General features: G+C 39.5%; 11 protein-coding genes and 2 pseudogenes. 4 read left to right on the plus strand and 9 right to left on the minus strand.

Annotated features, from left to right (window positions below; all coding sequences use genetic code 11):
• Positions 1-175: 175 nt before the first annotated feature.
• The 4 genes and pseudogenes from OMU_RS16960 to OMU_RS23475 form a co-directional block, all read left to right on the plus strand.
• Positions 176-634, plus strand: a pseudogene (locus tag OMU_RS16960) (hypothetical protein); the annotation flags it as partial.
• 247 nt (positions 635-881) lie between these two features.
• A complete protein-coding gene (locus tag OMU_RS16965; protein WP_016181097.1) occupies positions 882-1367 on the plus strand; it encodes a hypothetical protein in 486 nt (161 codons plus the stop codon).
• An 891-nt stretch (positions 1368-2258) separates the two neighbouring features.
• Positions 2259-2408, plus strand: a complete 150-nt coding sequence (locus OMU_RS23470; protein WP_016181098.1) for a hypothetical protein — start codon at positions 2259-2261, stop codon at positions 2406-2408.
• Between the two features lie 1211 nt (positions 2409-3619).
• On the plus strand, positions 3620-3790 hold the full coding sequence (locus OMU_RS23475) for a hypothetical protein (protein WP_016181099.1): 171 nt from the start codon (positions 3620-3622) through the stop codon (positions 3788-3790).
• Between the two features lie 184 nt (positions 3791-3974).
• Here the strand turns inward: OMU_RS23475 and OMU_RS16970 are convergent, their stop codons facing one another.
• The 9 genes and pseudogenes from OMU_RS16970 to OMU_RS17005 form a co-directional block, all read right to left on the minus strand.
• Positions 3975-4529 carry a group II intron maturase-specific domain-containing protein gene (locus tag OMU_RS16970; protein WP_016181100.1) on the minus strand — a complete coding sequence of 185 codons (555 nt, stop codon included), beginning with the start codon at positions 4527-4529 and terminating at the stop codon, positions 3975-3977.
• Positions 4530-4647: 118 nt separating this feature from the next.
• Positions 4648-5892, minus strand: coding sequence for a group II intron reverse transcriptase/maturase (gene ltrA / locus OMU_RS16975; RefSeq protein ID WP_016178253.1), 1245 nt, complete (start codon positions 5890-5892; stop codon positions 4648-4650).
• A gap of 68 nt (positions 5893-5960) precedes the next feature.
• Positions 5961-6083, minus strand: a complete 123-nt coding sequence (locus OMU_RS23960) for a hypothetical protein (RefSeq protein ID WP_016178252.1) — start codon at positions 6081-6083, stop codon at positions 5961-5963.
• A gap of 349 nt (positions 6084-6432) precedes the next feature.
• A pseudogene (gene ltrA, locus OMU_RS16980) lies at positions 6433-7227 on the minus strand (group II intron reverse transcriptase/maturase); the annotation flags it as partial.
• A gap of 490 nt (positions 7228-7717) precedes the next feature.
• A complete protein-coding gene (locus OMU_RS16985; protein WP_016181101.1) occupies positions 7718-9307 on the minus strand; it encodes a SpaH/EbpB family LPXTG-anchored major pilin in 1590 nt (529 codons plus the stop codon).
• Positions 9297-10073, minus strand: coding sequence for a pilin N-terminal domain-containing protein (locus OMU_RS16990; protein WP_016181102.1), 777 nt, complete (start codon positions 10071-10073; stop codon positions 9297-9299). Before OMU_RS16990 ends, OMU_RS16985 begins: the two co-directional genes overlap by 11 nt.
• Positions 10073-13903, minus strand: coding sequence for a VWA domain-containing protein (locus OMU_RS16995; protein WP_016181103.1), 3831 nt, complete (start codon positions 13901-13903; stop codon positions 10073-10075). The genes OMU_RS16990 and OMU_RS16995 overlap by 1 nt, the downstream gene beginning before the upstream one ends.
• 470 nt (positions 13904-14373) lie before the next feature.
• Positions 14374-16053 (minus strand): SpaH/EbpB family LPXTG-anchored major pilin, encoded by a 1680-nt coding sequence (locus OMU_RS17000; protein WP_016181104.1) that lies wholly within the window; start codon positions 16051-16053, stop codon positions 14374-14376.
• An 11-nt stretch (positions 16054-16064) separates the two neighbouring features.
• Positions 16065-16811, minus strand: coding sequence for a pilin N-terminal domain-containing protein (locus OMU_RS17005; RefSeq protein ID WP_016181105.1), 747 nt, complete (start codon positions 16809-16811; stop codon positions 16065-16067).
• Positions 16812-16844: the final 33 nt, after the last annotated feature.

The raw sequence follows: 16844 nt of genomic DNA on the forward strand, positions 1-16844 counted from the left end.
TCTCCATTTTACTTTTGTTATGCTTAACAAAAAACGGAGGACTGCTATGTTTGCGAATTTGAAATACCTTCCTTAAAAATACAAGCTCATATTTACGTTGATTGATCTGTTCAAAGGCGTTTCCAATCTCCAACAGCTTTGATACTATGGAAGAAAACGAATGGATGTGAGCATCATGGCTTTGATCGTGTTGATCGGCTCTCAGGCTGTCGGAAAGATGACTGTTGGAAAAGAATTGGAAAAACAAATAGATGGAAAGCTGTTGTTCAATCATCAAACATTGGATCTTTTCGCAGATTTCCTCGGCTACAGCAAAGACGCCTTTCTGCTCTCTGATAGGACCAGAAAAGAATTGTTCAAAGCCTTCGTCAATAATCCAGAGACAAATACGACCAAAACAATCATCTTCACCGTAGTCATCGACTTCGATTCAGCCTATGACATTGAATTTTTACAGGATATCTCTTCGATCTTTTTAGAAGCCAATCAAAAGGTCTATTTTGTCGAACTTGTTGCCGCCTTGAGAGTACGCCTAAAGCGTAATGTTCATGAAGAGCGCTTGAAAGCTAAGCCTTCCAAACGAGATACCAATTTTTCAAGAAGGGAACTCCTAACTTCAACACTGAAAAACCGTTAGTGAAATATCCCCCAGCATTTTTCATTTCAATTTAATTCTCAAAAGAGGAAATTTTTTGAACCAGTATTACTCTTTACTTTATCTCTTAAGAAATTTAGACTAATTTTGTAGCTTTTAGATATTTCATTTTCATTAAGCTGAAAAAATGTGGTTAACATGTCATGAATGAGATATTCAAAACAATTACCTGTCAAACTTCGCTATACCAGTAATATACTAGCCTATACGTTAGGAGCAAAAATATATGAAAAAAATCATCTTTACTTTATCTTTATTTACTATGTTGTCATTAGCTGGATGTTCTACTAAAGCAAGTAAGAGCGACAATGCTTCTACAACGTCATCTAATGCTAGTCAAACAGCATCAGAAGTGACAACTACTTCTAAAACTAATTTAAAAGATAGTAATTCTGAAAATACACTTGATACGAGCGTGAACATGCTTGACTCAGAAGAAAGTACGTTTGAAACTCATTCTCTTTCCAGCTCTAGTAATCAAGAACCAACAAATAACTCTGAAAATAACACTGAGAATTATTACCAACAAATCAAGGACGCGTGGCAAAAGGAAAAAGACTACGTAGAGGCGATTGAAGATCCTAAGTTGAAACAGTCTGTTCAAACACCTTCGGCTGCTGCTAATGCCATGGCAAGTAAGTTAGAGATGGAAAATCCCGCAGATTCCAAAATTATTGAAAGTAGCTTACAAAAAGTTTTAGCTGGTCAATGATACTGGGGAAAATTTCAAAGTTCATAATGTAAATACCCTATTTTTACTTTTTTAGAAGCAAATAATATTTTAGGAGGACTTTTTTGAATTTAAAGCAAGCAAATCGGGAAATTGTTGTAACAGCGACCATCTTATTGTTCTTTTTCCTACTTTCTTTATATAAATCCAACTGTCATTTTCTTTTTGGAGCAACAGGCGCGTTTGCAATATTTCTTTATTATATTTCATGTCGAATTACTACTAAGCGAAACTCTTCATAACACATTTTTAATTTAAGTCTCTTAATGATACGGCCCGCTTATGAGCCGTATCCTTTCTAAAATTCTTCATTTGATGAACTAAAAAGAAAAAGGATGTGTATTTTTGTTTAAAAAGGACGATGTTGCTTTAATATTTTCGATAATCATAACCCTTTCCCTATATTTTCTTGGTCTTATTTTAGATAACTCAGTACTAAGATTTATTCAAGGATTTTCTACAGCCATAGTAATTGATATTATAATTCAAAAAATTAGGAATATCCGTTGCTCTAAAGTAACCTAGTTAACTAACCACACTTTTAATTCCTCCACTAAGCCAGAATGCTAGTAAGAAAATAAACGCTTTTGTCTCTATGAAAAGTTTCCTATTACTAACAGATCTATTTTTTATCTGCTGTACTAACTCAAAAAGTACAGCACTCGTGGAATTTGGCTATTCTTTATGTATTTTATCCAAGCTGCCTATAAAAACAGAAGAATTTAGCTGATAAGTTTTAACTTTTTTTAATGCATTAACTGCCAAAATCTACTAATTAGCAAAAATCTTCAAATCGTGGTATGATAACTCATGGAATTTCGTTATGAACGTTTTAGTTGCCTTTCGTCACTAATTGAGAAAGGAGAATGCTCTATGACATTCACTAACAACAAATTGGAATACCGCGTAACTTTAGATACCAACTTAAATCTATTTATTGTTTTCGACAAAAAAGACGAAAACAAATTTGCGACCGGTACGACAATTGAAAATGCAGTACAAGAATTAGCAAAAATCGCATAAGGAGTGTAATCCTCTAATGGACAATTACTGTTCGTACTGAAAGCATCTGCTGTGGCTCACGGTAGATGCTTATTTTTTTGCAGAAATAGCCCTCCTAATTAATCTCTTTTACTACATCCACACTTTTTCAACTAATTCTACAATCAGATAATCTTACATCTTCTCAATTTATCAACCGAACAATGACGCTACATGATTATTTTTAACTTATTTCTTTTTATCTACCGTTCGCGTTTGTTTTTGAACCCAGCTACTTGATACAATGTGTTCGTCTAGTAATAGACAAAGTATGTGCGTGAGCTAGGTAACTAATTGACAAATTAGCTTCCCCCTTAGCTCCGAGACTGCCGATTCATGCCCGGCAGTCTTTTTTTAGCGAAACCACCCGTTATTACCATTCGCGTCTTTTTCAATACCGTTTGCGGTTGCGTTTTTATTCAACTTTGATAGTATTTCACTGTCTGGCGAATACAAATCGCTGGATCAATGTTCTAGACAGTCTCTTTAGTAGGCTGTCTTTTTTTTTTGCAATTGCCCAGTAAGTCTTTCTTGCTGTTCACGACTGATATAATACCGTTCGAAGTTACTTACATAATGTAATTTTCTATAAGTAAGCGATCCACTGAAATTTAAAAAGAAAGGTATCTTATCATTTATAAAATGAGGATATTCTCGAATCAGAGCTTGACGCTGAAATTTTTGTAAATACTTGGAATCGAGTCTAAACTAATTTATTTTAGATAATTCAATTTAATTCTCAAATCCTAGATTTGCATCAAATTGACGCAAAACGCAAATATACCCTGGATTTTTTTCAAGCGCCTGAAGCATGTTTATCCGTTTTTCTCTATGATCAGCGGATCTGCTGTATCACTTTCCAAACCTTTTGGAATCTTTTTTATTTCACCCAGCGTCCAGTCATGCTTTTTCCCCTCGGCAGTTTTAAAAATCTATACAAGCGTGTACCGATATTTCGAAAGTTCCGCCTTCTCATATTTCTTTTTCTATTCGATAGGCTGAGTTAGCTGAACTTTTAATCAGTAGGTCACTAATTCGAACCCTTATATTCCCCTTTGGTGCAAAATTTTTGCTCTGGATAATTGACCAATGTAAAATAAAAATAAATTACCTACAGTTAGCCTTTCAAAGACATATTAACCGATGATTATTTATTCCTATATAAATAAACAACCAGAATGGAGGTTGATTAAATGACAAATTTATTAGCAGCTGGCTTCATGTTTGTTGGTGGTGCGATACTTATGTTAGCAGGTGAATATGCCAAATGGGTCCCAATTATAGGAAGCATCATTGCCCTAATTGGTTTAGGAATGTTGATTTATTATTTGTTCAGCAAAGATGGAAATTACAATGGAAATTAAACGTTTCTTCGTCAACATTAAATGCATAAACCTACTAGGAAAATCCAGTTGTCAATTAGACTTCTGGATTTTCTAGTACTTACTTGTTCGGCGTGGTTAACGTACTACAATCGAGTAGAGGGGAAAGCCAACTGACCTTCCGCCCCTCTCACACCACCGTACGTACGGACCCGTATACGGCGGTTCAATAAGTTGAGTGTACGAACTGGTACTTCAAGGAGATGTCCTCATATCCTTGGTGGGCCAGTTCTTTGTCTGTTAATGATCGATGAAGAATATGACTTTTAGAGACTGACCAAATACCTTTTCTTGTATTTGACCATTCATACGCTTTCGCTTTATCGATCCCTAAACGAATCAGATTTTTCCTTTTGGTTCTCGGATTCTTCCATTGTTTCCAAATATATTGTCTGATTCTTCGCTTCAACCAACCGTTTAACTCCCTCATGAATTCTTTCATCTCACCAATTCCATAGTAGTTGATCCAACCAGTCATTAGTTGCTTGATTTCTTTTAAAATAAGTTGGATACTTCTTCCACGGTTTCTTTTAGTGAGTTGTTTGAGCTTGCTTTTCACACGCTGTTTTGCTTTTGCGTGAGGGCGAATTTTAATACCTTTCTTTGTTGGCAGAATGCAGAATCCAAGAAACTTTCGTTTCAATGGGCTTCCTACCGCACTCTTTTCTCGATTTACCGTCAACTTTAGTTGTTCTTCGAGAAATTGAATGGATTTCTTCATCACACGCTGTCCTGCTCGTTTGCTTCTAACATAGATATTGCAGTAAGTAGCCCAAGGGAACCTCCCCCTTAGGCCCTCTCAGAACCGGACGTGAACCTCTCAGCTCATCCGGCTCCCATTATCCAGCCGATGGTAATATTCCAATTTTCCAATGCGCGAATAAATTTCTTTCTCGCTTGGCGATTTCCCCTAACCAATGTTCCGCTTTTCTTCGTGCTTGTCGCTTTTTATATTTACGACGAACCCACTTCACGAGACATTGGTTGATGTAGCGCAGTAGACTGTACATTTCTGATTTATAGAATTTCATGTAATAGTTCATCCATCCTTGAATTTTACTATTGAACATATTCGCTAAATCCTCTAGCTTTTTGTCCGCTTTTAATTGTAATCGCCAATTCCTTACCTCTTTGCGAATCGCCTTTTTCGCTTTATCTGATACAGCCGGAAGAAAATTTGTGAAGCATTTTCCATATTTATTCTTGGCGCCTCTAGGTCTAAACGTAAAGCCCAGGAAATCGAATGTCGTTATCGGATAGTTCCCCATCCTATCACTATCTCTGCAGTAAACAATCTTTGTCTTATCAGGATGTAACTCCAAACCAAAGATTCTAAACCGTTCTTCCAATCTTTTCTTCAGATATTTCGCTTGCTTTAGGGATACACAATGAGTAATACCATCATCGGCATATCTAGCCCACTGTATATTAGGAAATTCTTTTTCCATGAAGTCATCAAACGTATAATGAAGAAACAAGTTCGCTAGAACTGGACTGATTACACCACCTTGCGGTGTCCCGGCTTTTCTCGAAACAGTCGAACCATCTTCCCTCTGGAAAGGTGCTTTTAACCATCTTTCCACATATAGGATAATCCACTTCTCTTGAGTGTACCTTTTTACCATTTCAATTAGATAGTCATGTCTGATATTGTCAAATAGTCCTTTAATATCAAATTCCAGTACCCAATCTCTTTTCCAGCATCTAACTCTTGTTTTCTCTATTGCCTGGATTGCCGACTTATTCGGCCGATAGCCATAAGAATCCTCATAAAACAATCGTTCTACTACAGGTTCAAAATACATCTTCGCTACCATCTGTGCAATCCTATCTTCAACTGTTGGAATCCCAAGTACTCTCAGCCCACCACTCTTTTTAGGAATGGATACTGCCTTTACCGGTTTTGGGAAATAACTTCCCGATGATAATCGATTCCACAGTTTGTATAGATTATCTTTCAGCTTATATTCATAAGCCTCAATTGATTCTTCATCTACTCCAAAAGTTCCTTTATTGGCTTTTACTTTTAGAAATGCTTGGTAAACTGCTTGTTTTGAAATATTGTATGACTTTGTTTCTTGCATAAGTTCCTCCTCCTTAAAGTTGACTTATCCTTGAAACTGGATAACTCAGGTTCTTCGCTCCACTCTCGTTACAAGAGCTTCTTCACTACTACAACCCAATCTGCCCCCATGACTGCATCGGTACTCTTTTCTTGCGGGGCTTCCGCTTGAAATACTCCCTTGACATCAGCCCGTGGGTTCCCACGTTCCATATAGACGCCTATGTTATGTTCATGCCACCTTTATGCCGCCCGCCGCCTGATCAGTAAACAGGTTTCCTCCAAGCTCATCCTAGGTCAACGACTATACCCAGTTTTGACGGAATTTATACGCTTTCGACACTTCTGTGGGTGGTTCGTATGGTCACTCATCTCCATAACACACACCTGACAACTCTTGGTTGCCTTTTCCTTAACGCTCAATACCATAGCTTTTGACTACAGCACCTTAAGGTGGTTTGAAACCTCCACCTGTATGGCGGTTTCGGCAGGCCGTCTGCCATCATCTATACAGCATAGCTGCTTTGAATAGTTTATCTATTCACGCACACTTTCATGGCGCACAGTCATCGGCGTATCGAACAAATTTATGTCCTAGATTTTCTAGCACTTGATCAAATTCGTTCAGGTAGATGTTACTTAACAGGGGAGAGAGATTGCCTCCTTGGGGCGTTCCTTCTTCCGTTGTTGTGATGAGTCCATTTTCCATTACACCACTCATTAAGTATTGACGGATCAGTTTTAGGACTTGTTTGTCCTTTACTTTCCGCTCAATGAAATACATCAGCTTATCGTGATTTACGGTGTCAAAGTAGGCTTTCATATCAATGTCCACCACATATCGGTAACCTTGTTCATAATAAGATTTTGCTTTCTTCACTGCGTCATGTGCGCTGCGATTTGGGCGAAACCCATAACTATTATCTGAGAATTCTGGTTCAAATAGCGGTTGTAACACTTGATTGATTGCCTGTTGAAGCATACGATCAATAACCGTGGGAATTCCTAGTTTTCTTACACCGCCGTTTGGTTTCGGTATTTCTACTCGCAAAACAGGCTGAGGTTTATAGTTCCCTTGGCGTAAATTGGATAGTAATTCCTCGCGGTGCTCTTTCAAGTAAGGAAGCAGTTGATCGACGGTCATCCCATCTGCACCAGCCGCCCCTTTATTTCTGACTACTTGAAGATACGCTTGATTGAGATTATTCCGCTCTAGAATTCTCCCAAACAGATTTTCTACACCATCTTGTTTCCTCTGTTCACCGCAAGAAGTGCTGCGCACTTCATCATACCCTTCGTGTTCCACACTAGCTCTTTGATGATAGCCAAGTTTTCTTGTTTTCTGCGGTCGTCGCATCTTCTCACACCTCCTAAATTATTCAAGATTCTTATTGTTCAGTCCTTCGTAACGGTCAGTGTCGTTACTACTATGACCTCGGCTGACTTCTCATGATTCACCATCATGTCGCCATGATCGTTGTGCTGGTTTGTTTTCATTCAACGCCCACAACACCCTCATGAGATCTCCCCCGGTAAGAGTGAAAACTTTCCTCCTATGTAACTGCTAGATTTACTGTATAGGTTTCGGGCAGTATTGGACTTTGTCTTGTGATGAAGACTTATCCGACCTAATTCAGCCTTGTATCTAGTTTCTGTTCGTCAGTTCAGGAGTTTGCGTCCGACTTCCTTCAGCCACAACCTCACGATTGCCACCTTGTCTTTCGCTAACAGTTCCTACTGCCAAGCCTGTAGTGGACTTTCACCACCAAGTTTTCACCCATGCAGGGCGCACATCAAAAAAATGAGCAGAAGGTCTTAGACACCTTCTGCTCATTCTTTTCTATCAATTAAACTTCAAAACGTACACGACGGTAGCGAACGATTGCTGCTGCCATCAAACCAAGACCAATTACGATAAAGGCAATGATACCCATTCCACCAGTTGATGGTAACGTACCGCCTTTAGAGCTATTGGCAATTGGTAATGCTGTTGCGTTGTTGTAAGAATCTTTGTCGATTTCGAAATCAACATCGTCGGTTAATTTTTGGAACCCATTTGGCGCTTTGATTTCTCGAAGCATGTAGTCACCGTATGCTAAACCAGTTACTTCAAAGCGTCCATCTGCATCAGAAATGAATTTTGTTGCGTTTGCGTAGTCTTCATTTGGTCCAACTGGCGTCCAAGTTTTAGAATCTGTACCAACTGTTAGGTATTGTTCTACGCCATTTACTTCTCTGATAACAACGAATTCCGCACCAGCTAATCCTTTTGTTTCGCCATCTTCATGTTTGAAGAATTTTTTACCGCCAGTGATGATTGGATCGATTGGATCATTTGTTTTCACATCATCTTGTCCACCATCATGATTCATTGTTACAGTAAATTCGTTATTGATGTCCAAGTCGACTGGTGTTTCATCTGTGAATGAAACAGTGTAGTAAAATTCAATTCTTTGTCCAGCATATTGACTTAAGTATTGCGCTGTTGCAGGTCCCGCAGCACCTGTCAAGTTCATTGCAATATTAAATCCAGCATAGCCAGTGAACGGTGCCGCTGTATTATAATAGTCATCTGTTGCATTCGCTAAGAAAGTCGCTAGGGTAACAGCCGTACCACCAATCACGATTTGATCAATTCCTTCGAATTTCACACCTGTTTGGTCAACCGCATCTTTGAATTCTAATTTCGTATAACGAGGTGCTCCGTTAACAAGATCACCGATTTGGCTAGGAATCACAAAGCTTGCACGGTAATGAATTTGTTGTCCAACTTCAAAGTCGTAAGCACCTGCTGGACGTGGTGGTAATGGATCGCCGTTATCATCCACTAATTCTTTCTCAGGGTCTTCGCCTTCTACTTTGTTCTTAGGATACAAATGGATTTTTGTTAAATCTTGTCCGTTGCTGCCTTTCATTGGTAGCATCATAATCAATTTGTACGAACCGATTTCAACGCCTTGTGAAGCATGCTCTTCAAAGAAGTATACTTTGTATGTTCCGTCAGCGTTTTTTGTTGGCAAGTTAGTGAAATTTGCATTCCCATCTTGATCAGTTGTTTGATCAGTACCAACTCTAGTTGCATTTGGTGCATTATTTAATTCAAAGTCATTCATTACTTCTTTAGCAATTGTATTGTATTCAGCGTCTGTTTCATTCCCGGTCAGACGTGAACGTAATTCTGCATAGAAATCTTCTGAAATATCCCACGCTGTGAAGGTAATTCCTGGTAAACCTTCATAACGATTGAATTCATTCATTTCTTCCCCAGTATTTTCGATACTGCTATTTGGAAACTCATCCATTTTCTTCTTGTGAATAGTCACATCTACTGAATCTGCTGCGTATGCGCTATCTCCTCCGCCTAGCACCCCTGCTAGTAAAGGAATTAAGCATAGCAATGTCGTTAACAGTGCAACCCATTTCTTCTTATTTTTCATAATTTTTTTCCCCCTTATTTTTGTTCAATCCAACTAAACCAACAATCATCAACAACAACCCTAGAAAACAATAATTACGTATCAACTCGTTTGTAGACGGAAGCTCCTTTCCTGAGTAACTTGGTCCCTCCCCTCCACTTGGTGTTCCAATCGTTTTTGGTAAGTCTTTCCTTGGTCCTGAGCTATCTGTTATCGGCGGTTCTGTCGATTTAGTTGTAGTAGTCGTCGTTGTTGAAGGTGGTGGTTCAGATGTTGGCGGTGTCACTGGAATTTCACGATATTTACACGTAATCTCCAGCTTATCCGCTTCCGTCAACGTATTCGTCATTCTCTGCGGCAAATAAATAATGATCGGAACCATATGATAGTTGCCTGTTTCGCCTGAAGAAAGGATCAGATAGGCGGCATCTTGATTATTCTGCTGCCGCGGCAAGCTCAGTGAGATTTCCCCCTTGGCATCCACTGAGTACGGCACCTGATTGATCTTCTTCAATTGCTCAGTTTGGACAAATGTTGCTAATCGTTCTTTGGTCGGATAGGTGTCCATGATATATTCCTTATCGGCCTTTTCGTTGCTGGCGCGTTTTTGGCGCCATTCGGTCAAATCATAAACATCCATGTCGATTTGCTCGATCCCTGTATATACATTACCGTTCTCCGGCCTGGTCTTGATCAGTACTTCCACTAGACTTTCCTCTGCAAAAGCAGTAACCCCCATGTTACAAATTCCCAGAATAAGTCCCAAGAGAAGAATCATTTTTTTCATTACGATCCCCTCCTCTTCGTGTGAAGCCAGTAAAGGCTGCCAAGCAGTCCTCCTGCTGTAGAGATAACTCCAAGTGCTACTTTGAAGAACATCGCTGTCCCCGATCCGCCTGTACTAGGCAGCGGACCCGCTCCGCGCTTCCTGTTTGTGACAGTCAATTGAATAAGATTCGGATTGCCGACTCCGCCTGATCCGCTGACATTCGGATTGGATTGAATACTTACAACACCTTCACGCGAAATACTGATTCGAACGGTGCCGCTCATTCCTTGATAGCCGTTTGGAACGACCGTTTCAGATAAACTGTATTCACCTGGTCGCAAACCAGTGAATTCGAAGTATGGCCCCCCTGTTTCCGTTTGATCATAACTCGTTCCGATCAGTCGGAAGCTCGCTCCGCGAAGTTCATTTCCGTCTTGATCGACTTTCTTGATCTTCAGCTTGAAATCAGCCAATTTATTCGTCACTTTGTATGGAGAAGCTTTGCCATTCAATGTAATATTCAAAGCCGTTCCCGCAGCATTTTCCACTGCCTTGAGCTCGATGTTCGTCATCTTTTCATACCCTGCTGGTACATAAGATTCTTCAATAACGAAATCGCCCATAGGAATATTCTCGATCGTGACTTGCCCATTATTATCTGGCTCGAGGTCTGTCGCTAATACTTTGCCGTCAGATCTGCGAGTGACAGTGAATTTGGGTTTGTCCTTACCAAACGGCGTCTTGCCATCATCCATGTATTTACAGATGACCGCCTTGCCGGTCAATAATTTGTTCGTGAGTTTGATACCCTCTTTTGGTTTCGTTGCAGCAGTGAAGCTCGTTCCGTAATTGTAGGTTGGCTTGGCATACCCAATTGTTCGGGCTTCCTCAACCACTCGATAGACGGTGTTTCCGCCCTCAACATTTTGGAATACCCCTTTCCAATTGTCGATCGGTGTCAACGTCAAGGATTCGACATCCTCCCACGTACTTCCTGTTCTCTTTTGCAATGTGACTCGCACATAATTTGTCCGAAGTCCCCAATAGTTTTCTGTCCCCCGATGACTATCCGACCAAACCTTCTCAACTGGAATCTCCAGGTCTTTCGTTCGTTTATTGGTCACCTCATGCAATGAGGTCTTACCGTTTACAGTAATATTAAGGTCTGTTCCTGCAGAATTTTCGACTGCCTTCACATCAATATCAGTCATCTTGTCATAGCCTTGAGGCACATAGGTCTCATCTATAACAAAATCCCCGAGTGGAATGTCTGTGATGAGTACTTGACCTCTAGCATTCGGCTCAAGATTGCTCACCAATACTTTGCCATCCGATTTACGCCTTATGGTAAATCGCGGCAAATCTGACGTAAATGGTGTCTTCCCGTCTTCCATATACTTACAAAAGACCGTTGCCCCCTTCAGCAACTTATTGGTAATTTGAACTCCTTTGCTCGGTAATGTTTTCGCGGTAAATTCATTCACATTGGAATCCGGCTTGGCATATCCCGTTGTCCTTGAAGGCTCAACGACCCTATAGATAGTGCTGCCGCCATCCGCCGAAAATGATGTTTTCCAATTATTTGCCGCATTCAACGTCTTCGTTTCAACGTCTACCCATGAACTGCCACTTTTTCTTTGTAAAACAACTCTGACACTATTTGCGCGAAGTCCCCAATAATTCTCTGTGTTCATATGCGAATCTGACCATTTCTTCTCAACTGGAATTTCGAACTTATTCGCCTTACCCTTAACTGACGGTACGCCAAAATCTAGCTTATCAGTCGTTCGTTCAGGCGTTGGTGTTAATGTCGTCCTTCCGTTCGTTTGATACCATGTGTCGCCTTCATAATTCACAGCGTCTGTTTTTAACCGAAGCTTGTAATCCAATTGAACTTCTTGCTGACCATAAAGATTGATATTATCCACTTTGATCGTATTGTTTGTCACAACCGGATCGTTCGGCAGTTTACTTGTTTCAATTGCTGGCACACCGCTTTTTTTGATTTCCTTAACAGTAGGTTTTCCTACTAGTTCAAACATATCTCCGATTGGATCTTCAATAACGCCTTTATCTACTGTTTGAATGACTGAGTTAAACCAATCATCAAAAGAAATGTCAAAATCACCTGTGGTCTTAGCATGGTAGAATTGATAATCATTTTGTATATCACCAGTTGCATTAGACTTTTTTGAAGCAATCTTATACAGCCCTCTAATTAATTCAGCATCTGAATGACCTTCATAGGTAAAATTCTTTTTGATATTAATAGCAATCGAATTGATTTCCATTCCTTGATCTTTAATATCCGCCGCTGTAGAGTTAACAGGCGTCAGATGACTATAGATACAACGATTTGGCTGAGCTATATAATATCCTTCTGGAATTTTTACAGTATAAGATTTTCCGCCAGTTGGAGCCGCTTGCAAGTAGCTTCCCCCTGCTATTGAATTACCATCGTTTTGTGTAATACGAACACCATCATAGTAGATATTTGTATCATTCTTCAAAGCTATTGGTACAGCACTCATATTAGGAGCACCATCAGTCAAAAGAAAAATAACCTTTCTACGATCCGTTCCACCCACGTTATTTAGCATCGTTTGCGCATCCATTAATGCTTTTTGTGTATAGGTATCTCCATCGGAGGGTGTATTCTTATATGTGTTAACTAAATTCTGCCAATTCGATTCATTGCTGGACATAGGAACTATTGGATTACCATAATTGTTGTTTTTAGCAGAAAAAATAACTCCACCAATTCTTAAACTGTCTGTTTCAGGATTAGCGGCTTTAAATTTATCAATTAACTTTTGTAACGAGTTAACTGATAATGTCTTTCTAGATATACCACCAATATAGCCTTCTGTTTGAATCATCGAAGCTGAATTATCCAACACAAAACAAACATCTACCCCAGGTTTTGGTATTGTGCTTCCTCTAACATTTAAGCGTACATTAAACTCGTCATCTTTAGATGTTTCACTCGCATATTTTCGCAACGATATATTCGGCTTAGTTTTTTCAACACCATATTTAATATACGATTTCGTATAGTCATCTGAAGAGACATCCCAACTCGTTACTCCATCCCAACCAGATTCTTTCTCATAACCACCTTGATGATTGCGAACGTTTGACTGTCCGGTTGGCGTCCAATAGCAAGTAGGATAGGTGCCGTTATTCGACGTATACACTGGTGCTTTATTGGTATATTTCGGTGGGTCCATCCGAAGCAACCCATTGTTTGGAACTGCCGTTGCTGGTACTGGCACAACTTCTTCTGGTTCAGGCGGACCGATAAAATCTTCTGAACTTGTTTTGACCGCTGCTTTACTCTCAGAAGTTTTTGTTTCTTCTTTTGTATCCTGCGCTTTAAGAACAAAGGATTCTTTAATATCAAGAATGTTTTCCTGTATCTTCGCGTCTTTTCCGTTAGAAAGAGTCTGCTCGTCTAGTTGAACATCTAAATTGAGTTTCTTTGTTGATTTCGGTAACTCAAAAACGAGTTGTCCTTCCATGGAAGCTGAATAGTTCTTTTCAATTAGCCATTCATCCTTCTCATCCATGTTCTTAATCGCTGGATATGTGATCACTTTTCCTTTCTCATTTGTTACTTTCAATTTGAGGCGCTGTTCTTTATCACTCTCTTCGCTTTGCCTGCTAAACGTGATTCGCCAACGATTTGTATCTTCTAATGATTCATATTCATAGGAGACTTTTAAGAACTTTTCATCAATTAGTTCCGTTTTCGTTGTTTCGGCATACGCAGTAACCAGTGATGGTAGTGTTTCTGTAATAAAAGAAAATAGTAGAACAACCAACATGAGTAAGTGCTTCTTTTTCATTTCATAAATTCCTCCTTTCACCCTTTTTTCACCCACTCTCCCTTCCGCATAACAATATGATAACTGATATCATTTTCTCTCGCTAAATGTGTTTTTTTATATTTTTTAGTTATCTAAATTGGATATTTTAGCGTTGTTTTATCTTCTTTTGTAACCTTTAGTGTTATTGAACCCAATTACTTAATTTGATTTAAAGAATAATAAAGTTTGATTGTCGTAAAAAAAATTTGCCTTTTGAATTTTTCGTCAAAAAACAAAAAAAGGCCTCAGAAATGTCTATTTCTGAGGCAAGTATGATTATATTTTATCGATTCTCTTTTTATCCATTTATTTAACCAATAGATTTCCGCTTAATCATTCAAGGAAAAATCAACTATCAAGACTTTGCTGAAATCCGCGATTTACGATTTTAGTAGAAAAAAAAGATGAGGCAAATACTCGCCTCATCTTAATAACTATTCAGTTGTTAATTATGCTGTATGTTGTGTCTTGCGATAGCGAACGACCGCGATTCCCATCAGTGAAAGTCCAATTACTAGGAAGGCAATGATCCCCGCCCCACCAGTAGATGGTAGGAAGCCGCCTCTAGAAACGTTAGCAACTTTTTGTAGTGACGTTGCTTCTGAATAAGTATCTTTGTCCACAATGAAAGTAACCGGTCCGCCTAACTTAAATCCGTCAGGTGCTTTGGTTTCCACTAATTTGTACGTGCCATATTTAAGGCCTTTGATTTCAAATAATCCACCGTCTGCAGAGGTAATTTTGATTGCCTCTTCATATTTGTCATCTACAATATCTTTCCAAGTGTAATTATTTGCATTGCCTTGCAAATACTTTGTACCCGCTTCATTGGTAATTACGAATTCTGCGCCTTTTAAGGTTTGAGTGTCTTTCCCCTCTTCGTGTTTTACGAATTTCTTACCACCAGTGGTAAGTGCAGGAGGCGTTTCTTCCGGTACTATTGGTTCAACGTCAGTTTCACCCGTTTGTTGCAAATCTACATAGAAGTTGTTTTCAATATCCTGATCAACTGGCGTATCTTCCGTAAGTTTGACCGTGTAGACAATCTCAATTTTTTTCCCAGCATATTTTTTCAACCATGTAGCAGTATTTATTGATTGAATAGAATCTCTTACGTCATCTAATCTCATCGCAATTTGGAACCCAGCTTTTTTGCCCGTAGCAGCATAACCAGTATCAAAGTTAAACTTCTCCGTTACGGCAACAGGACTAATTGGTGAATCAATCTCTCCCTTAATATCTTCTGGCGTCCCTCCAATAACCTTGATAGAATCAAATTTATCAAAGCGTACGCCATCATGAGTCACTTCATCTTTAAAGACCAATTTACGATAACGTGTTTGTCTTGTTCCATCCGCATTCGTAATCACATCGCCGATATGCATAGGAATTTGATACGTCACCTTATATTTAATTTCTTTTCCAATATCATAAGAAATACGATCTTGATTCACATCTTCTGCCGAGCCATCATCCTTCAGAAGCTCTTTAACAGGTTTGTTTGCTAATTTGTTCTTTGGATACAAGTGAATGTCGTGATTCGCACCTGGGCTACCAGTAATCTTTTCAACTGGCAACGCTAAAAGAACAAGCTGATCAAATTGACCAACACCTTCTTTTTCAGTTTCTTCAAACCAATAAACTCGATAAACACCATTCGCATCGCGGTCAGGCAAGTTTTCAAAAACTACCGTCCCATCGGTGCCAGTGGATTTAGCACCTACTCCGCTTACTGGAACTTTTTTAGCTCCGCCAGTAGGCAGATTGCCTTCGAATGTTTGCTTCGTTGCTTCTTTCATGACCTTCTTGACTGCCGCTTCATAAACTTCTTTAGTTTCAGAACCTGTAATTCCTTCTGCCTTCAATAGATCATAAAATGCATCTGTAACGTCCCACGGTCTGAATTCAACACCTTCTAAGCCTTCATACTTATCAAAGTCTGGATCTATTTCACCGGTGTTGGTTTTTCCTGTTGGAAAATCATCCATTTTTTTCTTGTGTAGTGTTACTTTAATCATTTCTGGTGCAGCCGCCGAGGCGCTCTGCCCAAAACTAAATAAACTCATGCCTATTGGCAGCAAACAAACAAGTGCCATCAACAAACTGACTAATCTCCCTCTTGCTTTCATTATTTTTCCCCCTATTTCTTCTTTTGTATTTTTTTGAATCCTAAAAGCCCGATAAAAATGAGTAATGCACCTAAAACCGTATAGTTTCGAATTAAATCGTTGGTTGAAGGATAATTCTTTCCTGTAGCATTTGAACCATCCAGGTTAGAAGGCGCTGATCTTTCGCTGGAACGCTCCTCTGTCTCAGTTGGTAACGTTGAGGAGGAGATGGGTGGCGTGCTAACATCCTTATATTTCCCATAAATCAGGAGACGCTTGGCTTCTTCTTCTGTCTCTGGATGCTTCTGCGGTAAATAGAGAATAATCGGCAACATATGATACTTTCCTGTTTCGCCGCTTGCCAAAATCAGATACGCTGCATCCTTTTCGCCGCTAAGACGAGGAACATCGAACGAGACATTTCCGCCGCCGTCAACTCCCAGCTCTTCTTGGTTCCACTTGACAAATTGCTCTTCTTGAATGAACTCAGCCATCTTTTCTTTCGTCGAATACGTATTTAGCAGAAATTCCTTTGCCTCCTTTTCATCCCCTCCGTGCTCTTCTCGCCAACTGGTTAAATCATACACATCGAACGTTAGCTTTTCGGTTCCATCGACTCTTTTCCCATCCTCTCCCCACGTATGTATCCACAACTCTACCAACGCATTACTTTGTTCTTCATTTTCTTCTGCGCTTTGCTCATCTGCTGCAAAGACCGTCATACCAAAACAACAAATTCCTAGAAGCAGACATCCTATGAAGGAAATCCTTTTTCCCATTTCCAGCCCCCCTTCTGTCACGGAATTAGTAAA

Origin of the sequence: Enterococcus avium ATCC 14025 (assembly GCF_000406965.1) — a bacterium.
In the GTDB taxonomy this organism is placed as follows: Bacteria; Bacillota; Bacilli; order Lactobacillales; family Enterococcaceae; genus Enterococcus_A; species Enterococcus_A avium.